Source organism: Microbacterium sp. NPDC090003 (genome assembly GCF_044748385.1).
GTDB lineage: Bacteria > Actinomycetota > Actinomycetes > Actinomycetales > Microbacteriaceae > Microbacterium.
In genome coordinates this window covers 476,691-495,153 of sequence record NZ_JBIVFW010000002.1, presented here as the reverse complement: position 1 = coordinate 495,153, position 18,463 = coordinate 476,691, and the positions used below count along the sequence as shown (strand labels likewise).

18 protein-coding genes and 1 tRNA gene are annotated in these 18,463 nt (G+C 69.4%); 7 read left to right on the top strand and 12 right to left on the bottom strand.

What is annotated here, in order from left to right; all coding sequences use genetic code 11:
• Positions 1-2 precede the first annotated feature (2 nt).
• The 4 genes from ACIPVN_RS15275 to ACIPVN_RS15260 all read right to left on the bottom strand — a co-directional run bounded on the left by ACIPVN_RS15275 (position 3) and on the right by ACIPVN_RS15260 (position 3,636).
• Positions 3-650, bottom strand: coding sequence for a WhiB family transcriptional regulator (locus ACIPVN_RS15275; RefSeq protein ID WP_400444536.1), 648 nt, complete (start codon positions 648-650; stop codon positions 3-5).
• Between the two features lie 93 nt (positions 651-743).
• On the bottom strand, positions 744-1,613 hold the full coding sequence (locus tag ACIPVN_RS15270) for a type II secretion system F family protein (RefSeq protein WP_400444533.1): 870 nt from the start codon (positions 1,611-1,613) through the stop codon (positions 744-746).
• A complete protein-coding gene (locus ACIPVN_RS15265) occupies positions 1,610-2,467 on the bottom strand; it encodes a type II secretion system F family protein (protein WP_400444531.1) in 858 nt (285 codons plus the stop codon). Before ACIPVN_RS15265 ends, ACIPVN_RS15270 begins: the two co-directional genes overlap by 4 nt.
• Positions 2,464-3,636: a CpaF family protein gene (locus ACIPVN_RS15260; RefSeq protein ID WP_400444529.1), complete on the bottom strand. Its 1,173-nt coding sequence runs from the start codon at positions 3,634-3,636 to the stop codon at positions 2,464-2,466. The genes ACIPVN_RS15265 and ACIPVN_RS15260 overlap by 4 nt, the downstream gene beginning before the upstream one ends.
• A 96-nt stretch (positions 3,637-3,732) precedes the next feature.
• Between ACIPVN_RS15260 and ACIPVN_RS15255 the strand changes: the two genes are divergently transcribed.
• The 3 genes from ACIPVN_RS15255 (at position 3,733) to ACIPVN_RS15245 (ending at position 5,142) form a co-directional block, all read left to right on the top strand.
• Complete coding sequence (locus ACIPVN_RS15255; RefSeq protein ID WP_400444526.1) at positions 3,733-4,206, top strand: DUF6389 family protein; 474 nt, start codon at positions 3,733-3,735, stop codon at positions 4,204-4,206.
• Positions 4,207-4,220: 14 nt separating this feature from the next.
• Positions 4,221-4,302, top strand: a tRNA-Leu gene (locus tag ACIPVN_RS15250).
• 66 nt (positions 4,303-4,368) lie between these two features.
• Positions 4,369-5,142, top strand: a complete 774-nt coding sequence (locus ACIPVN_RS15245) for a DedA family protein (protein WP_400444523.1) — start codon at positions 4,369-4,371, stop codon at positions 5,140-5,142.
• Positions 5,143-5,167: 25 nt separating this feature from the next.
• Here ACIPVN_RS15245 and ACIPVN_RS15240 read toward each other — a convergent pair whose 3' ends face one another.
• On the bottom strand, positions 5,168-6,091 hold the full coding sequence (locus ACIPVN_RS15240; RefSeq protein WP_400444520.1) for a Ku protein: 924 nt from the start codon (positions 6,089-6,091) through the stop codon (positions 5,168-5,170).
• Between the two features lie 57 nt (positions 6,092-6,148).
• Here ACIPVN_RS15240 and ligD point away from each other — a divergent pair, with 57 nt between their 5' ends.
• Positions 6,149-8,119 carry a non-homologous end-joining DNA ligase gene (gene ligD / locus ACIPVN_RS15235; protein ID WP_400444516.1) on the top strand — a complete coding sequence of 657 codons (1,971 nt, stop codon included), beginning with the start codon at positions 6,149-6,151 and terminating at the stop codon, positions 8,117-8,119.
• Positions 8,120-8,122: 3 nt separating this feature from the next.
• Here ligD and ACIPVN_RS15230 read toward each other — a convergent pair whose 3' ends face one another.
• From ACIPVN_RS15230 to murI, 4 genes are all read right to left on the bottom strand, one after another.
• Positions 8,123-9,043, bottom strand: coding sequence for a cation diffusion facilitator family transporter (locus ACIPVN_RS15230; RefSeq protein WP_400444514.1), 921 nt, complete (start codon positions 9,041-9,043; stop codon positions 8,123-8,125).
• Between the two features lie 99 nt (positions 9,044-9,142).
• Complete coding sequence (gene rdgB / locus ACIPVN_RS15225; protein ID WP_400444512.1) at positions 9,143-9,736, bottom strand: RdgB/HAM1 family non-canonical purine NTP pyrophosphatase; 594 nt, start codon at positions 9,734-9,736, stop codon at positions 9,143-9,145.
• 2 nt (positions 9,737-9,738) lie between these two features.
• Positions 9,739-10,476, bottom strand: coding sequence for a ribonuclease PH (gene rph, locus ACIPVN_RS15220; RefSeq protein ID WP_247624797.1), 738 nt, complete (start codon positions 10,474-10,476; stop codon positions 9,739-9,741).
• A gap of 32 nt (positions 10,477-10,508) precedes the next feature.
• Positions 10,509-11,345, bottom strand: coding sequence for a glutamate racemase (murI, locus tag ACIPVN_RS15215; RefSeq protein WP_400444508.1), 837 nt, complete (start codon positions 11,343-11,345; stop codon positions 10,509-10,511).
• 62 nt (positions 11,346-11,407) lie between these two features.
• On the opposite strand from murI, the gene ACIPVN_RS15210 reads away from it, so the two are divergent.
• Positions 11,408-12,733: a nicotinate phosphoribosyltransferase gene (locus ACIPVN_RS15210; RefSeq protein ID WP_400444505.1), complete on the top strand. Its 1,326-nt coding sequence runs from the start codon at positions 11,408-11,410 to the stop codon at positions 12,731-12,733.
• Positions 12,734-12,749: 16 nt separating this feature from the next.
• Here ACIPVN_RS15210 and ACIPVN_RS15205 read toward each other — a convergent pair whose 3' ends face one another.
• Genes ACIPVN_RS15205 through ACIPVN_RS15195 form a run of 3 tightly spaced genes read right to left on the bottom strand, consistent with a single transcriptional unit; the run spans position 12,750 to position 16,361 of the window.
• A complete protein-coding gene (locus ACIPVN_RS15205) occupies positions 12,750-13,016 on the bottom strand; it encodes a DUF3039 domain-containing protein (protein ID WP_247624800.1) in 267 nt (88 codons plus the stop codon).
• Positions 13,017-13,056: 40 nt separating this feature from the next.
• Positions 13,057-14,616, bottom strand: coding sequence for a hypothetical protein (locus ACIPVN_RS15200; RefSeq protein WP_400444502.1), 1,560 nt, complete (start codon positions 14,614-14,616; stop codon positions 13,057-13,059).
• Positions 14,592-16,361 carry an ABC transporter ATP-binding protein gene (locus ACIPVN_RS15195; RefSeq protein ID WP_400444499.1) on the bottom strand — a complete coding sequence of 590 codons (1,770 nt, stop codon included), beginning with the start codon at positions 16,359-16,361 and terminating at the stop codon, positions 14,592-14,594. The genes ACIPVN_RS15200 and ACIPVN_RS15195 overlap by 25 nt, the downstream gene beginning before the upstream one ends.
• A 240-nt stretch (positions 16,362-16,601) precedes the next feature.
• On the opposite strand from ACIPVN_RS15195, the gene ACIPVN_RS15190 reads away from it, so the two are divergent.
• Complete coding sequence (locus ACIPVN_RS15190; RefSeq protein ID WP_400444496.1) at positions 16,602-17,294, top strand: NTP transferase domain-containing protein; 693 nt, start codon at positions 16,602-16,604, stop codon at positions 17,292-17,294.
• Between the two features lie 84 nt (positions 17,295-17,378).
• Positions 17,379-18,374 carry a hypothetical protein gene (locus tag ACIPVN_RS15185; RefSeq protein ID WP_400444493.1) on the top strand — a complete coding sequence of 332 codons (996 nt, stop codon included), beginning with the start codon at positions 17,379-17,381 and terminating at the stop codon, positions 18,372-18,374.
• Positions 18,375-18,463: the final 89 nt, after the last annotated feature.

The window sequence follows — 18,463 nt, the reverse complement described above, 5'->3', positions numbered from 1 at the left end:
CATCAGGCGGCCGACGGCGCCGCTACCTCCGGCAGCTCGCGCCACGATGCCCCGGCCCAGTAGCCCGTTGTTGGCTTCGTCGCGACCGCGTAGGCGCGGCACAGCTCGAGCACGGGGCATTCGGCGCAGATCGCGGCGAGTACCCGCTGCTCTTCGACGGTGGCCTGATCGGCGGTGAACTCGTCGACGTCCTGACACCCGGTCGGATTGTCCCGTGTCGCCTTCAACAGGGTCGCGAACTCGTCTCGGCCGACCATCGGCTTCATCTGGTCGAGAGGCTCGTAGAACGGCAGCGGCGCCGGCCACGACGCCCCGTCGTCGGCGTCGTCGTCGACGACGGGCGGCTTCGGAACTGACTTCGGTGTGGGGTTGGGCTTTGGTTTCGGGACCGGGGCCACATAGGCGATGCCGGCCTCCTTGGCCCTCTTGCGCACCCGGAACTGGTGGACCGGACTCCTGTCCATCGTGTCGCGCCACCAAGCGAGCAACACGTCCTCGCGCACGACACGCGTGCGCTGCCCTTCGATGATCTCCCAGCCCATCACCATGCCGTCGCTTCTCCAGTGGCGCACCGTCCGCTCCGACGAGCCCACCCGGGCCGCAGCCTGTTTGTACGTGTACCAGCGTTCCTCGACCATGAGCAGCATCATCGCCGCCCTTCGGAGATACCTTGCGGGGCGACACGGCGCCGATTTTCGGGCGCCGACACCGAGCGACATCACGGGATACAAGAGAGCTGGAAACTAGATTTGCCTGGGCAGGAGCATGAGGATCTCCTTGCGCCCGGCCTGCTCGATGAGGATCCGTTTGGCGTCCTCCCTGGCGTCCCCCGCTTGCGCCTGCAGGACGGCGGCTAGGGGTGCGCCGTGTTCGAGCGCGGCGATCACCTGATCGATCGCGCGCGAGAGTCCCGGCAGCTGGAGCCGAGCGGCGGTCTCGCTCAGCGCCTCCGCCAATGGGGACCCCGTGCCGACCGCGAGGACGACCTGTCGGAATTCACCCGTGAGCTCGCCGGATCCGACCGAAGACACCCGCCGCAGAGCATCGAGGAATCCCTCGCCTGCGGACAGGCAGAGAGCGAGGAACTCGAGCGTCGTCGGAAGCTCATCCGTCAGACGGGTGCGTCGCGCCTTGACCCGAGCGGACAGCTGCATGTCGTAGAGGGCTCCGGTGGCCCCTCCGCAGAAAAGGGGGAGGAGGACCACGGGTGCGGTCATGCGGTCGATGAGCACGAGCACCACGACCACCAGCGCGCCGCCGGCGATCCCCCCGACGATCCATCCGAGTTGACGAGCCCGGAATCCCGACGGAGTGACGCTCGCGCCCGACTGCGCGATGCGACGAGTGAGAGCTTCTCCCCCGCCGAGCACCCTCTCGAAGACGACGAGGAGATGCTGCCAGGGTGAGCGCCTCCCCGTGGGGAGCAGGGCGACCGACGGGAGCGCCGAGAGCGGAAGGTCGACGTCGTCCACGACATCGCGCACGTACGGAGCGATACGTACGGCCAAAGATGCGGCACTCCAGCGCGGCACGACCGAGAGGACGCCCAGGATGCCGAATCCGAACATCCCGCCCAGCAGCGCCGCGATCGCGAGCGCCGATCCGGCGTTCATCCGAACCACCGACGCGGCTCGGGCAGACGTCCGATCCGGACCATCACCCGGAAGGCGACGGTCGACACGGCCGCTCCCAGACAGATCACCAGCACTCCCTCGGGCGTCCCGTAGGCCTCGGCGCCCTCGGGGCGCATCACCAGCAGACCGAGGATCACCCACGGCGCCACCGCGCCGAGCACTGCGGCCCCGCGGATCCACGACTGACGCGCCTCGACCTCGCCGCGGAGAGTCGCATCGGCACGAACCGACGCAGCGAGCGCGCGGAGTACGCCCGTCAGCTCGGTACCACCCACCTGCCGGGCCATGCGCAGGGTTTCGATGATGCGGTCGCCGATGGGGTCGGCGAGCGTGTCCTTGAGCCGATCGAGGCTGGTCTCGAACCGCCCCGTCGCCCGCACATCGTGCGCGAACACCGCGAACGCCGGGCGCAGCATCGCCGGCGCGGAGTCCTCGAGCGCCGAGACGGCGTCGGGGAGGGACAAGCCCACGCGAATCGACGCGATGAGCAGGTCGCAGACGTCCGGCCAGAGCTGGCGGCGCAGACGGCGCAGCCGCAGTCGGCGTCCTCGGAGGTATCCGATCGGCGCCGAGCACGCCGCGATACCGGCAAGGAGCGACAAGACCGGAAGGCCGGAGATCAGCCAGGCGCCGGCGGCGGCGGCGAGCGCCGACGCGATCATGCCGGTGAACACGCCGCGCGACGTGATGACGCCGACACCCGCCTCCGCGACGAGCCGGGCGAGGCGCCCCCGCCGAGTCGTCGTGCTCTTCCGCGCGCCGGATGGCCACAGCCACGGCGAAAGGCACAGCAGCGCTCCTGCGGCCAGGAGTGCGCCGAGGAGCAGCGTCACGAGTCCCTCCGCGCGCCCTGCAGGGCGTTGCCACGGCCGGCGTCCGAGTAGAGGACGCGGCTGGCGATACGTCCGTCAGCGAACTCGCCGGTCGGGGCGATGACTTCGCCTACACGCCGTCCGCCCTCCGGGTCACGCGCGCAGTGCACCACCAGATCGACGGATGCAGCGAGCGCGGGCGCGATGAACGAGCGGTCGATGTTCCGTCCCGCCAGGAGAGGCAGCATCGTGAGCTTGTCGAGGGCATCCGAAGCGGAGTTCGCGTGCACGGTCGCCGCTCCCGGCACACCGGTGTTGAGCGCCAGCACGAGGTCGAGCGCCTCTGCGTCGCGCACCTCTCCGACGACCAGCCGATCGGGACGCATCCGGAGGGCCTCCTTCACGAGCCGGCGGAGGGTGATCTCACCGGAACCCTCGAGACTCGCCTGGCGCCCCTGCAGGGCGACGAGATCGGGCCCGTCGACCGAGAGTTCGAAGGTCTCCTCGACCGTGACGATGCGCTGCACGTCGGCACACGCGGCCAGAAGGGCCCCGAGCATCGTGGTCTTGCCCGCATGCGTCGCGCCCGAGACGATCACGCTCCGCCCCGCCCGCATCTCTTCGCCGAGGAACCGCGCGAGTTCGACAGGGAGCGCCCCCTGCGCGGCCAGCGCGTCGAGAGTCCGATGCCCGGGCAGGAACTTTCGGATGTTGACCGCCCACCCACCACGCACCACATCGGCGATCGCCACGTGCAGACGGGACCCGTCGGGCAGCGAGGCGTCGACGAACGGCTGACTGATGTCGACGCGGCGGCCGGTGGACTGCAGCATCCGCTCGACGAGGTCGCGCACGACGGTCTCGCCGAGACGCAGATCGACGCGTTCGGCCACTCCGCCTCGGGCGATGTGCACCTGGTCTCCGCCGTTCACCCAGATCTCCTCGATCCCCGGATCATCGAGCAGGGGCTGCAACGCTCCGTAACCGCTGACTGCCGCGAGCACATCGCGGATCGAGCGCGCCTCGTCGTCGATGAGGGCCTGCCCTCGGGCGAGCGCCAGGTCGTTGTACCGACGCACCTCCGCCTCGGTGATCCGACGGACGGCATCCGGATCGATCGCCGGGTCGGTGCCGTCGCTGCGCAGACGGAGGCGCACACGATCGGCCACGGCGAGAGAGGGAGGATTCACGCCGAGCATCCTCGCAAGAATCACGAGAACGGCGCGGAAGTTATCCACAGCGAGGGCGGGACGACCTCGGAGCGGCCCCCGTCCTACACTGATGACGTGGCCTCCGACCCCTATGCCGACGCGCTGCAGCTCGTTCTCGGCACACACGATCATGACGTCCGTGAACGCCTCGCGCTCCTCGACGAAGTCGCCCGGGCGCAGGGCGATCGCGATGTGATCATCGAGGTGTTCGTCGACGACGACGCCGAGGGTCCCTTCGATGTCTGGGCGCGTCTCGACGGCCTGAACGCCTTCGAACTCGAACCGCTGCTCGGTGATCGACGCCATCTCTTCGGTGTGGCGTGGACCGAGGACGGATGGGAGCCTCCGGTGCCCGGATCGCCGCGCGGATGGTCACGCGATCAGCTGCAGGAGGCGGTGATCGACACGGTCGCGCACTGGCTCTCCGACCTCCTCCCCGCCGATCGCGCGGGCGTCGACTGGACGGTCGAGTCACCCGACGGATCGAGCGATCCCCGCCCTCTCCCCGTACCGGATTCTCCCGGGAAAGCGGAGGCCTCCGCTCGGTAGACTGTGAGCACCGCGCGGGAGTGGTGGAATTGGCAGACACGCAGGATTTAGGTTCCTGTGCCCCAGGGCGTGTGGGTTCAAGTCCCACCTTCCGCACAGGACGAGCGCATTCGCGCGTTCGGCTGCTCGACCGCCGCATCATCGCACCACGACGGGACACTCATGCATCACGCCGCGCTCATCCCCTGGCTCGACCCGGCCACGATCATCGGCACGGCGGGCCCGTGGGCTCTCCTCGTGGTGTGCTTCATCGTCTTCGCCGAGACCGGACTGCTCGTCGGCTTCCTGCTTCCGGGTGACACGCTGCTCGTGATCGCGGGCCTGCTGTCGCACCCGCTCGCGGGGTCGGAGCACGGCGTCTTCGGCATCAACGTGTGGTTCGTGGCGCTGCTCATCGGTCTCTCCGCGTTCGTCGGCGGAGAGGTCGGATACGTGATCGGCCACAAGGGCGGTCCGGCGGTCTTCGAACGCAAGGAGTCGGGCCTCTTCAGCAAGAAGAACGTCGAGCGCACGAACGCGTTCTTCGAGCGCTTCGGCGGCATCACCGTGATCCTCGCCCGGTTCGTGCCGATCGTGCGCACGTTCGCCCCGGTCGCCGCCGGCGTCGGGCACATGCCGTGGCGCAAGTACACGCTCTACAACCTCATCGGCGCCGTGCTCTGGGGCTTCGGTCTCACGATGTTCGGCTACGCCATCGGGTTCATCCCTCCCGTCGCCCACTTCGTCGAGAGCTATATCGACCTGATCCTGCTCGCAGCGGTCGGCGGCACGGCCCTGATCACGCTCTGGCACTACCTCCGCGAGCGCTACAAGGCGAAGAAAGAGGCGGATGCCGGCCACGACGTCGTCACCGACGCGGCCGAGGCGCAGGCCCTCACGCTCGATCCCGAGGTCTTCGACCGCGCGCCCGACCTGGACGGCGACGGCAAGCACTGACCACGGGCGCCGCGGGGCGATTCCGTCAGCTGGCCTTCTTCTTCGCCGGAGCCTTTTTCGCCGGAGCCTTCTTCGCGGCCGGCTTCTTCGCGGCGGACTTCTTGGCGTCGGCATCCTTCTCGTCGGCGCCGTCGGATTTCCCCGCGGATCCTTTCGCCCGCTGCTCCTTCGACTTCGCGACGCTGGCGCGCAGGGCCTCCATGAGGTCGATGACCTCGCCGCCCTTCTCCGCTCCCTCCGTCTCGCCGAAGGTGTCGGTGACATCGAAGCCCTCGCCGGCGTCGATCTTGGCGTCGATGAGCGTGCGCAGCTCTTTCTGGTACTCGTCGACGAACTCCTCGGGGTCGAAGTCGCTCGAGTAGCTCTCGACCAGCGATGCCGACAGCTCGAGCTCCTTCTTCGAGATCGACACATCCTCATGCAGCGAAGGGAAATCGACCTCGCGCACCTCGTCGGCCCAGAGCAGCGTCTGCAGCACGAGTACGTCTCCTCGCACCCGCAGAGCCGCCAGACGCGTCTTCTGCCGGAGGGTGAAGCGCACGATCGCCGTGCGCTCGCTCTGCTCGAGCGTCTTGCGCAGCAACACGTAGGCCTTGGGTGATTTCGAATCCGGCTCGAGGTAGTACGGCTTGTCGAGGGTCAGCAGATCGACCTGGTCGGTGGGCACGAACTCGACGACATCGATCTCACGGCTCTTCTCGGACGGCAGTGCGGCGAGATCGTCCTTGGTGAGCACGACGGTGTGCCCCTCGTCGACGTAGGCGCGATCGATGTCGGAGTAGGCCACGGTCTCGCCGCAGATCTCGCACGTGCGCTGGTAGCGGATGCGTCCGCCGTCCTTGTCGTGCACCTGGTGCAGCGGAACGTCGTGGTCCTCGGTGGCGGAGTACACCTTCACCGGCACGTTGACGAGCCCGAACGTGACCGCGCCCTTCCAGATCGTTCTCATGCCCCCAGTGAACACCAGCGGCACCGGCCGAGACCAGCCCTTGACTACGCTGGCTCCATGGTCGTCGACGGTCGAATCGTGCAGGTCGAGGGACGCCGCCTGCGCGTGACCAACCTCGACAAGGTCGTGTATCCCGAGACCGGCACCACGAAGGGCGAGATCTTCGCCTACTACTCGGCCATCGCGCCGCAGCTGCTCCCCCTGCTCGCCGGCCGCCCCGTGACCCGCAAACGCTGGGTCGAGGGCGTCGGGACGACGGATGCCCCCGCCGATGCCTTCTTCACGAAGCAGCTCGAACGCGGAGCGCCGGAGTGGATCCCCCGTCAGGCGATCGTGCACTCCGACGGCCCGAAGGAGTATCCGCTGGTCGACGAGGTGCCGACCCTGGTGTGGCTGGCCCAGGTCGCAGCGATCGAGTTGCACGTGCCGCAGTGGCGGTTCGGAACGGACGGACTTCCCGGCCGACCCGACCGCCTGGTGCTCGACCTCGACCCGGGCCCCGGCGTGGGCCTCGCAGAGTGCGCGATCGTCGCCCGCCTCGCCCGCGACATCCTGACCGGTATGGGCCTCGACCCGGTGCCGGTGACCAGCGGCAGCAAGGGCATCCACCTCTATGCGGCTCTCCCCGGCGAGCAGACGAGCGCCGAGATCTCGATGGTCGTGAAGGAACTCGCCCGACTCATCGAGAACGAGCACCCCGATCTCGCGACCGCCACGATGTCGAAGGCCGTGCGCGGCGGCCGCGTGTTCCTCGACTGGAGTCAGAACAACGGCAAGAAGACGACGATCTCGCCCTATTCGCTGCGCGGCCGCGCCCGACCATGGGTGGCGGCTCCCCGCACCTGGGACGAGCTCGACGATCCCGACCTCGCACAGCTCGACCTCGACGAGGTGCTCGAGCGGGCGGCAGCAGGAATCGACCCGATGGCGATGCTGCATTCGACCGAAGCCCCGACCCCGGTCCCCGCACCCGCCGACCGGCCGGCGAAGACGCCTCAGCGACACCGGCCGAGCGGTCACGGCGCCTCGCCCGGTGCGATCGATCCCGCGACGACGCCCCCGACCTTCGAGCCGATGCTCGCCGAGCACGGCACCCCGGCACTCGCCCGCCGCCTGAGCGATCCCGCCTGGGCCGAGGTGAAATGGGACGGTATCCGCGCGATGGGCACCTGGTCGAACGGGCGGATGCGCCTGCACGCCCGCCGGGGAACCGACATCACGGCACGCTACCCCGAACTCACGAGCGACGGCGCCCCGTTCCTCCCCGTCGCGGACGCGGTCGTCGACGGAGAGATCGTCGCCTTCGACCACGACGGCCGCCCGAGCTTCTCGCGGCTGCAGAACCGTATGCACCTCACCCGCGCGCGCGAGGTCGAACGGGAGGTCGTGCGCACGCCCATCGTGTACATGCTGTTCGATCTGCTGCGCCTCGACGGCCATGATCTCACCGGCCTACCCCTGCACCAGCGTCGCACGCTGCTCGACGATCTGATCGCCGATCTCGACGCGCCGGTGCAGGTCCCGCCGGTGTTCGACGACGTCGACGACGCTCTCGCCGCGAGCGACGCCTTCGGTCTGGAAGGAGTGGTCGTCAAGGACCGAGACTCGCGTTACCGCGTCGGCACGCGCTCGCCCTCCTGGCTCAAGCTCAAGCACACCCGCATGCAGGAGGCGGTGATCGTCGGCATCCGTCCGGGCAAGGGCGATCGCGAGCGCACGCTCGGGTCGCTCCTGCTCGCGGTGCACGACTCGCCCGGTTCGCCCCTGCGCTACGTCGGCCGGGTCGGCACCGGGTTCACCGAGCGCATCCTGCGCGACCTGCTCGGCCTGCTCGAGCCGCTGCGCACGAAGACCGCGCCCCTCGACGGGGTTCCCGCGCCGGATGCCTCCGACGCGCTCTGGGTGCGCCCGGAGCTGGTCGGCGAGGTGGAGTTCGCGAACTGGACGCCCGACGGGATCCTGCGGCATGCACGCTGGCGGGGCGTGCGCCCCGACAAGTCACCCGACGAGGTCGTGCGCGAGAGCTGAGCCTCAGGCGTGGTGCGGTTCGCAGTCCGACTGCTCCGCCGGCTCGATCTGGAACGTCGAGTGCTCGACGTCGAAATGCTCGGCGAGGCAGCCCTGCATCTCCGAGAGCAGTCGGTTCGCTCCCCCGGCGGCGAGCATCGCCGGGTCGACGAGCACATGCGCACTGAACACCGGCGCGCCACGGGTCAGCTGCCAGACGTGCACGTCATGCACACCGACGACTCCGTCGTAGCCGAGCAGGTGCGTGCGGATGTCGGCCACGGCCATGCCCTTCGGCACCGACTCGGACAGCACCGAGAAGACCTCTCTCAGCAGAGAGATCGCGCGCGGGACGATGAGGATCGCGATGAACAACGAGGCGATGGCGTCGGCCGGCATCCAACCCGTCGCCACGATCACGATCGCCGCGACGATCACGGCCGCCGAGCCGATCAGGTCTCCCATCACCTCGAGGTACGCTCCGCGCACGTTGATGCTGGTGCGCTGCGCACGGCTGAGCAACCACATCGAGACTGCGTTCGCGAGCAGACCGACCACCGCGACGGCGAGCATCAGCGGACCGGCGACCTCGACCTCGCCCGGGTCGAGCAGGCGACCGACGGCCTCGAACCCCACCCACCCGGCGAGCAGGATCAGGATGATCGCGTTGATCAGCGCGCCGAAGACCTCGGCGCGCTGGTATCCGAACGTGCGTCGATCGTCGGCGGGGCGCGCGGCCACCGCCGCCGCGATGAGCGCGATCACGAGGGCCGAGGCGTCGGTGAACATGTGCGCGGCATCGGCCAGGAGCGCCAACGAACCGGTCAGCAGGGCGCCGACCACCTGCACCACCATGATCGACGCGGTGAGGCACAGCGAGATCGTCAGGAGGCGCCGGTGACCGGCCGAGCGGATGCCGCCGGCAGCGGGAGCGTGATCGTGCATGTCTCCAGGCTAAGCGGGGAATCAGCCGTTCAGCCACGATTTTCCCTAGTCGGGAAGGGTAACGAGAACCAGTCTCATCACGCCCGCGCCGAGGTGCGCTCAGAGGTCGGCGAGCAGCGGCGCCAATTTCTCGAACGCACGGGCACGGTGCGATTGGGACTGCTTCTCCTCGGCGGAGAACTCGCCGACGCTGCGCTGCGCGTCCGCCGGCTGACCGTCGGGGATGAAGATCGGGTCGTACCCGAACCCGCCGGCGCCGGATGCCGCGTGCGCGAGCCGTCCCGGCCAGATGCCGGTGACCACGTCCTCGGCACCATCTGGCGACACGAGCGCGATCGTCGAGGTGAAGTGGGCGGCGCGGTGCGGGTCGGCGATGTCGCGCAGCTGGTCGAGGAGAAGCTCGAGGTTGGCGACGGCATCCTTCTTCTGCCCCGCCCAGTAGGCGGAGAACACGCCCGGCGACCCACCGAGCACGTCGACGCAGATCCCCGAGTCGTCGGCCAGGGCCGGAAGTCCGGTGTGCGCGGCCGCGGCGCGCGCTTTGATCAGCGCGTTGTCAGCGAACGTCACTCCGTCCTCGACCGGTTCGGGTCCGTCGTAGCCGACGACTTCGAGGTCGGGGCGCACGCGGGCGACGATCTGCTGGAACTCGGCGACCTTGTGCGGATTGTGCGTGGCCAGGACGACCTTCATCGTCACTCGGCCGCCAGCGCGGCGATCTGCCGCTCGGTGAGGGTCGCGCAGCCGTCGACGCCGAGCTGCAACAGCGCGTCGAGTTCGCGCTTGTCGAAGGGCGCACCCTCGGCGGTGCCCTGCACCTCGACGAACAGGCCGCGACCGGTCACGACGACGTTCATGTCGGTCTCCGCGCGCACGTCTTCGACGTATGCCAGATCGAGCATGGGCTCTCCGTCGATGATGCCCACCGACACCGCGGCGACCGAGTCGAGCAGCGGGGTGGAGTTGCGACCGATGAACTTCTTCTCACGACCCCACTCGATCGCGTCGGCGAGCGCGACGTACGCGCCCGTGATCGCCGCAGTGCGCGTGCCGCCGTCTGCCTGCAGCACGTCGCAGTCGATCACGATCGTGTTCTCGCCGAGCGCCTTGGTGTCGACCACCGCACGCAGCGCGCGGCCGATCAGGCGGGAGATCTCGTGCGTGCGCCCGCCGATGCGGCCCTTCACGCTCTCGCGGTCGTTGCGGCTGTTCGTGGCACGAGGGAGCATCGCGTACTCGGCGGTCACCCACCCCTTGCCCTTGCCCGTGAGCCAGCGTGGAACACCGTTGGTGAAGGATGCCGTGCACAGCACCTTCGTCCCGCCGAAGCTGATCAGCGCGGAGCCCTCGGCCTGCGAGCTCCATCCGCGCTCGATCGTGACCTCGCGGAGCTGGTCGGTGGAGCGGCCGTCGGCACGCACGATGTCAGACATGGGCTTCCTTCGTTTCGGGGAGAGGGGGCCGCTCAGCGCGGCTCGGAGAGGGAGTCTGGCAAAGGGATGACGCCGGTCTGGACCAGCTGCACGTCGCGCACCTCGCGACCCATCAGGCGGTTCGCGAGCGCGGTGAAGTCGGAGGCGGAGTCACCTGTGGCCTCGTACACGTACCGTGCGGTCGCGTCGGACGGGGCGAGCAGGTCGCCTCGGACGAGCTGGCGGTAGACGTCACCGGCCGTCTCGTCGTCGCTCGACACGAGGGTGACGCCCTCTCCCATCACGTAGCTGATGGCGCCGCGCAGGAACGGGTAGTGGGTGCAGCCGAGCACGAGCGTGTCGACCTCCGCGTCGCGCAGCGGCGCGAGGTACTCCTCGGCGACCGCCAGCACCTCCGGGGTGCCGGTGATGCCGGCCTCGACGAACTCGACGAAGCGCGGGCAGGCCGCCGTGAACACCTGCAGCCGCTCGTTGACCTCGAGCATGTCCTGGTAGGCGCGCGAGCCGATCGTGCCGACCGTGCCGATCACGCCGATGCGTCCGTTGCGCGTCGTCGAGACGGCCCTCCGCACGGCGGGTCCGATGACCTCGACCACCGGCACGTCGTAGCGCTCGCGCGCATCGCGGAGCATGGCCGAGGAGGCCGTGTTGCAGGCGATCACCAGCATCTTCACGCCCTGGTCGACGAGCGTGTCGAGAACCTCGAGCGAGTAGCGGCGCACATCGGCGATGGGCTTCGGTCCGTAGGGCGAGTGGGCGGTGTCGCCGATGTAGACGAACGACTCTCGGGGCAGCTGGGCGCGGATGGCCCGCGCCACCGTGAGCCCGCCGACACCGGAGTCGAAGATACCGATCGGCGCGTCGTTCATGACTCCCCAGCCTAGTCGCGACGGCACGGCCGCAGGTGAGCCGCGCTCACTAAACTGAGCGCATGACCTCGTCGACGGCGCTGCTCACCGACCGCTACGAACTCACGATGCTCGCCGCATCGCTGCGCGACGGCACGGCATCGCGCCCGAGTGTGTTCGAGCTCTTCTCGCGCCGCCTGTCGGGGGGCCGCCGTTTCGGCGTCGTCGCCGGCACCGGACGCCTGCTCGGCCTGGTGCGCGACTTCCGCTTCGGTGACGACGAGCTGCGATTCCTCCGCGACAACGACGTGGTCGATGCGGCATCCGTGCGGTATCTCGAGGACTACCGGTTCACAGGGTCCATCCGCGGCTACCGCGAGGGCGAGCTGTACTTCCCCGGTTCCCCCATCCTCACCGTCGAGGGCAGCTTCGCCGATGCGGTCGTGCTCGAGACGCTGGCGCTGAGCGTGCTCAACCACGACTCGGCCGTCGCCACCGCCGCCTCGCGCATGAGCATCGCGGCGGGCGAGCGTCCCCTGGCCGAGATGGGATCGCGGCGCGCCGCCGAACGGTCGGCCGTCGCGGCCGCCCGCGCCGCCTACATCGCCGGGTTCCGGTCGACGAGCAACCTCGAGGCCGGGCGCACGTGGGGCATCCCGACCATGGGCACCGCCGCGCACTCCTGGACGCTGCTCCACGACAGCGAGGAAGAGGCCTTCCGGTCGCAGATCGACAGCCTCGGAACCGACACCACGCTGCTCGTCGACACCTACGACATCCCGACAGGCGTGGAGACGGCGATCCGCGTCGCCGGAACAGGCCTCGGCGGCGTGCGCATCGACTCCGGAGACCTTCCGATCGTGGCGGCCGCGGTGCGCGAGCAGCTCGACGCCCTCGGCGCGACCGAGACCCGCATCACGGTCACGAGCGACCTCGACGAGTACGCCATCGCGGCCCTCGCCGCGTCACCCGTCGACGCCTATGGCGTCGGCACCTCGGTGGTCACGGGATCGGGCTATCCGACGGCCAGCATGGTCTACAAGCTCGTCGCCCGGCAGGATGCCGCAGGCTCCTGGATCGGCGTCGCCAAAGCTTCCGCCGACAAGGCGTCGCACGGCGGACGCAAGGCGGCCTTCCGTCGCATCGAAGACGGCGTCGCCACGGCAGAGCAGGTCCTCGTCGCCGACGGCTTCGAGAAGCTGGACGCACCGGCATCCGCCGTCGAGGGACGCCCGCTCCAGGTGACGTTCGTCGACAACGGCGAGATCGACTCCGCGCACGAGGGCGCCGCGGGAACGGCTTCCGCCCGCGAGCACCACCTCCGCGTCCGCGAGGAGCTGCCGGTACGCGCGCTCGCGCTGAGCAAGTCCGACCCGGCCATCCCCACCGTCTACATCGACGCGGAATGAGATCGCGCCCGCGCGGTCAGCGCGTCATCGACTCGTAGATCTCCTTGCACGTGGGGCAGATCGGGAACTTCTCGGGGTCGCGCCCCGGCGTCCACTTCTTGCCGCAGAGTGCGCGGACCGGCTTCCCGGTGATCGCCGACTCGAGGATCTTGTCCTTCTTGACGTAGTGCGAGAAACGCTCGTGGTCACCCGGCTCGAGATTCTCCTCTCGGAGGAGTTCTTCCAGTTCGCGATCAAGCGTTGCCACGCCGCCCTGATCGGGGCTGTCCAGCGGAGTACTCATCCCGTGAGTCTAGCCGCGTCCACGCGTGCTCGGGGCGGCGTCACGCGGTCTCGACGAACTCCATGAGGCGTTCCCCGCTGCGTTCGAAGATGAGCCCACCGACGACCGCGCCGATGACGAAGACCCCGACACCGGTGCCGACGCCGGCCCAGAACGTCGCGAGCGCCTGCTCCTCACCCGAGAGGAGGTTCGAGGCGAAGAGCCAGATCACCGGACCGCTGACCAGGATCGCCCCGAGGAACGCGACGGCCGGCCCGTACGCGCCGCGCGACGTCGGACGCTGCGGCTGCTGGAAGGGGCTGTCACCCGGGCGCGACACCGCATACGGCGCGACCACCGACACGATGCTCGACAGACCGAGAGCCGAGAGGAGCAGGCTGGACCCGAGGCCGATGAGCGGCAGCAGCAGGTGCCAGTCGTCGATGACGAGGAGTGTGAGCGGAACGGCGATCGCCAGGACCGGAACCGACACCAGCAGCACGGGCACCAGGCGTCCGAGTCGATCGGGCAGACCGCGCACGCCGCTGGCGACATGCGTCCACAGGGCCGTCGAGTCGTAGGCGACATCGTTGTGCGGCAGCCATCCGAAGAACAGTGCCATCACGGGGACAGGCACGAGGGCGGCGATTTCGAGCGGCACCCCGGCGACCAGGAGCGGGAGCACCGTGAGGACACCGGCGACCGGGACGACGATCACGTTGACGATGTAGCGCCGGTCGCGCAGCCAGTACACGAGGCTGCGGGAAGCGATGGCTCCGAACGCCGTCGACGGCAGGAGGGCGAACCATCCGAGACCGGTACGTTCCCGCGCGGCCACGGGCCGCTCGGTCGTCGTGAGCAGACGGCGGACCAGCCACTCCCACACCACCCAGAGCCCGGCGAGGGTGACGACGGCGATGAGGCCGACGAGCCACGCCGTCGCGCTCTCGGGCGCCTGGAACAGCGCGCCGGGCGCCGCTCCGAGCGGCGTGAGGTAGATCACGCCGGTCAGCGAGATCAGGGATGCCGGCACCTCGCCGTCCCACCGGAAGGACGCGAGGAACACGGCGACCGGGAAAGCCACGACGAGAAGGGCGAGCACGAACAGCGCCGTGAGCTCGCGCGAGCGCCGTTCGGGCAGCAGCAGCGCATTGACGGCCATGCCGATGCGCGCGACCAGGATCGTGCTGACGATGCCCACGAGCGTCATCGCGATCACGAGCGGCCACGCGGCACCGAGCTGCACCGCCACGATGCCGACGCTGAGGTACACGGCCAGAAGAGCCAGACTCGGGACGCTGATCAGCGACGCGACGACGAGGATCCACGGCATCTGACGCTCATCGACACCGAAGACGGCGAAGCGACGAGGATCGAGCTGGTCCACGGCTCCCACGAGGATCGGACCGATGAGGAATCCGAGGAGGATCGCCGCGCCGCCGAGGACTGTGACCGTGCGGGCGACCCCGAGCGGTGCGTCGGAGAGACTGAGCACCGAGGTGCACACGACGACCGTGATCGCCACGACGACGAGGAAGGCCAGGATCGACCGCGCGCGACGCTCGCCGCGCAGCGATCCGAGCAGAAGAGCGAGCCTCAGTCGGAGAACGTGTGCAGCCACTCGAGCCCCTCCACCTCTCCGATACCGCCGGAGAGCTCGACGAAGCGCGCCTCGAGCGTCTGGCCCGCCCGCACCTCGTCGATCGTCCCCTCGGCGAGCACTTCGCCGTCGACGATGATCGCGACCCGCGAGCACACCCGCTCCACCAGATCCATGCCGTGGCTGGAGAGGATGACGGTGCCGCCGTGCGCGACGTACGCCCTCAGGATGTCGAGGATCACCGCGGACGAGACGGGGTCGACCGATTCGAACGGTTCGTCGAGCACGAGCACGCGCGGCGAGTGGATCATCGCCCCCGCGAGCATGACCTTCTTGGTCATACCCGCCGAGTAGTCCGAGACGACGCGACCGAGCGCATCCCCCAGATCGAAGGCGCGCGCGAGATCGGCGACGCGCTTCTCGATCACGTCGGAGGCCAGCCCCCGCAGGAGCCCGTAATAGTAAAGGAGCTGGCGCCCGGTCAGACGATCGAAGGTGCGCAGGCGATCGGGGAGGACACCCATCACCCGCTTCGCCGCCTGAGAGTTCGTCGCCTGGTCGATGCCGCAGATCACGACGCTTCCGGCGTCGGCGCGCAGGAGTCCCGCGATGATCGACAGTGTCGTCGTCTTACCCGCTCCGTTGGGCCCGACGATGCCGTAGAAGGAGCCCGCCGGCACCGAGAGGTCGATGCCGTGGACGGCGCGGTTGTCGCCGAAGTGCTTGACGAGCCCTCGGATGCGCAGAGCCTCGACACCGGATGCGGCGGGGGCGTCGGGCTCCGCGGCGGCGACGGATGCATCGGACTCGACGGTGGCGTGATCCGGCTCGACCTCGACGGTCGTGGCCTCGGCCTCGACAAGCTCCGCCTCGACGAGCTCCGCCTCGACGACCTCCGGCTCGACGGCCTCCGGCTCACCGCTGTCGGCCTCGACGACCATCTCTTCGACGCCGGCGATCTCTGCGGCGTCGGCCGTCTCGGCGACCTCGACCGCCTCGGCCGGTGCCGCAGGCGGGTGGATCCGGGTCGACTCGATCGTGACGGGTGCCTGCGGCTTCGGCTCGGCGACCTCCGCCACCTGAGCCGCGGCCGCCTTCTCCGCGGCAGTCTTCGCCGCGGTCGTGCGCGACGATGCGGCGCGCGATGCGGCAGTGCGCGCGGTCGACTTCGCCGCCTGCGCCTTCGTCGCCGCGGTCTTGGCCGCCGCGGTCTTGGCTGCGGCGGTCTTGGCTGCCGCGGTCTTGGCTGCTGCAGTCTTAGCCGCTGCCGACTTCGCGGCCGTCGACTTCGCGGCCGTCGACTTCGCGGCCGCGGTCTTCGCGGCAGTCGTCTTCGCCGCAGTGGTCTTCGCCGCCCCGGTCGTGCTCGCGGCGGCAGTCTTCTTCGTCGCTGCCGACTTCGTCGCGGTCGTCTTCGCCGCAGTCGCGGTCTTCGCGGGCGTGCGCGTCGTCGCTCGTGCCCCGGAAGCCGGCCGCGCGGGAACCTTCTTCTCCGTCGAACCCGCCGCCGAGACGGGCTCGATGACGATGTCGGTACCCGCGGCCGCCTTCTCCGCCGCGGCCTTCGCCGTGCTCGGACGCTTCGCGGGCGTGCGGACTGCGGGAGTCTTCTTGGCGGCCGACGTACGGGCCGGGGAGCCCTTCTTCGCCGCCGCGGATGATGCGGATGCTCGCTTCGACGTCGCCGTCCGCTTCTCCGGGGTCGCCTTCGATTCGGTCGTGGGGTCTTCCGCCTTTTCGGGGCGGGCGTCGGGGGAGGCAGTCACGGGTTCTACGGTATCAACGCGAACCGACTTCCCCGGGGTCGGACGCAACATTCACCCTGACAATCACCCGGGCGGCTGTGCCGACGTCGACCCTGGGTATACGGTGTGGAGTGGGTCACGAAACGGCAACGGGCGCCGTGAGACCCGGTGTTTCCCAGGGTCCATCGCTAGCATGAACGCGGCACGACGAAGTGTCCGGCTGGTTAACCGGCCATGAACACACCTTCCAAAGGAGCACTCGTGACTCTTCAGACCGTCATCCTCGCAGCCGGCATGGGCTCGCGCCTGGGCCGTTCGCTGCCCAAGCCGCTCACCGAACTCGGCGACGGCCGCACGATCATGCGCCAGCAGCATGACAACATCCGCGCCGCGTTCGGCAGCGACGCGCGCATCACCACCGTGGTCGGCTACCGCGCCGAGACCATCATCGAGGCCTTCCCCTCCGCCAATTACGTGCACAACGAGCGCTACGACGAGACCAACACGTCGAAGAGCCTCCTGCGCGCCCTCGGCGCGACCGGACGGGGCGGCGTGCTGTGGATGAACGGCGACGTCGTCTTCGACCCGATGATCCTCGGCCGCGCGGCCGCCTTCATCGAGCGCGATCAGTCGTTCGTCACCGTGAACACCTCCAAGGTCAGCGACGAAGAGGTGAAGTACACGGTCACGGCCGAGGGCTTCATCAAGGAGCTCTCGAAGACCGTCACCGGCGGCCTCGGCGAGGCCGTGGGTATCAACTACATCTCGTCGACGCAGAAGAAGGCGTTCATGCGCCAGCTGCAGCGCGTCGACGACCAGGACTACTTCGAACGCGGCCTCGAGCTCGCCATCGCCGAGGACGGCCTGCTGCTCGAGCCGATGGACGTCTCCGACCTGTACGCGGTCGAGGTCGACTTCGCCGAAGACCTCGAGCGGGCGAACCTGTTCGTCTGAGCCTTCGGTCGTCGCGCCGGGAGCCGCACCCCTCGAGGGTGCGGCTCCCGGCGTTTTCGCGGCCTCGCTTCCTAGGATCGTGATATGGCCCCCAAGGTGCACAAGATCCATACCCTCCCGGACGACGCTCCGTGGGACAAGGGCATCCCCCCACAGGGATCGTCCGAGCATCCGTTCGTCGTCCGCGGGCTCGATCGCGTGCTCTCGATCCAGCGCCCGCTCGTGCTCGCGCACATCCGCAGCATCCGTCTGCGCCACCCCCAGGCCTCACCCGCCGAGATCGTGCGGATCCTCGAGCGGCGCTACCTCGCCGCCGTCACCACCGGCGGCGCGGCGGTCGGGGCCACCGCCGTCGTGCCGGGGATCGGGACCGGCGTGACGCTCGCGCTCTCCGGTGTCGAGACGGTCGGCTTCGTGGAGTCGACCGCCCTGTTCGCGCAATCGGTCGCCGAGGTGCACGGCATCGCCGTCGCCAACCCCGACCGCGCCCGGGCGCTCGTGATGACCCTGATGCTCGGCAAGGAGGGCGTCGACCTGGTCGGACAGCTCGCCGGTCAGGTCGCCGGCCGCGGCGGCACCCGGAACGCCTACTGGGGCGAACTGGTGACGAAGTCTCTCCCGCGCGCCGCCGTGGGACCGCTCGTCGATCGGCTCAAGAGCATGTTCGTGAAGCAGTTCGCGACGCGCGGCGGAGCCTCGTTCCTGGGCAAGGCGCTGCCGTTCGGCGTCGGTGCGGCCATCGGCGGCGCGGGCAACCACATTCTCGGCAGACGCGTGCTGACCACCTCGCACCGCGCGTTCGGAGCCGCGCCTCTCGATCTCCCGGCCGAGCTCGAGCCCGTTCACGGCGCCGAGAAGGTCGAACTCCGTGTGCTCCGCGGCGCGCGCTACGCGGGTTCCGCGGTCGCGGGCGCGGCCGGCACGGCGGCTCGCGGAGTGGGCTGGGCGGGCCGCAGGGTCGGCGAACTGACCACCCGCCGCGGGCGCCACGGCACGAGTGGGGAGATCGAGCCCGACACCGCTGCGCACGGCGATCACGAACTCCCCGAGAATCCGGGCACCGAGGGCCCGCCTCGCTGATCGGACAGAGAGCACCTCGCCAAAGGATCACGCCACCCGTTGTGGCGAGCATCCAACAGGCCGGGGCGCGGCGACGATAGTGTGGAATC

Bases quoted from the DNA above. Each gene is read 5' to 3' on its own strand.
- ACIPVN_RS15275 (WP_400444536.1), bottom strand. From the start codon at position 650: ATGATGCTGCTCATGGTCGAGGAACGCTGGTACACGTACAAACAGGCT.
- ACIPVN_RS15270 (WP_400444533.1), bottom strand. From the start codon at position 1,613: ATGAACGCCGGATCGGCGCTCGCGATCGCGGCGCTGCTGGGCGGGATG.
- ACIPVN_RS15245 (WP_400444523.1), top strand. From the start codon at position 4,369: ATGCATCACGCCGCGCTCATCCCCTGGCTCGACCCGGCCACGATCATC.
- ACIPVN_RS15240 (WP_400444520.1), bottom strand. From the start codon at position 6,091: ATGAGAACGATCTGGAAGGGCGCGGTCACGTTCGGGCTCGTCAACGTG.
- ligD (WP_400444516.1), top strand. From the start codon at position 6,149: ATGGTCGTCGACGGTCGAATCGTGCAGGTCGAGGGACGCCGCCTGCGC.
- ACIPVN_RS15230 (WP_400444514.1), bottom strand. From the start codon at position 9,043: ATGCACGATCACGCTCCCGCTGCCGGCGGCATCCGCTCGGCCGGTCAC.
- rdgB (WP_400444512.1), bottom strand. From the start codon at position 9,736: ATGAAGGTCGTCCTGGCCACGCACAATCCGCACAAGGTCGCCGAGTTC.
- rph (WP_247624797.1), bottom strand. From the start codon at position 10,476: ATGTCTGACATCGTGCGTGCCGACGGCCGCTCCACCGACCAGCTCCGC.
- murI (WP_400444508.1), bottom strand. From the start codon at position 11,345: ATGAACGACGCGCCGATCGGTATCTTCGACTCCGGTGTCGGCGGGCTC.
- ACIPVN_RS15210 (WP_400444505.1), top strand. From the start codon at position 11,408: ATGACCTCGTCGACGGCGCTGCTCACCGACCGCTACGAACTCACGATG.
- ACIPVN_RS15205 (WP_247624800.1), bottom strand. From the start codon at position 13,016: ATGAGTACTCCGCTGGACAGCCCCGATCAGGGCGGCGTGGCAACGCTT.
- ACIPVN_RS15185 (WP_400444493.1), top strand. From the start codon at position 17,379: ATGGCCCCCAAGGTGCACAAGATCCATACCCTCCCGGACGACGCTCCG.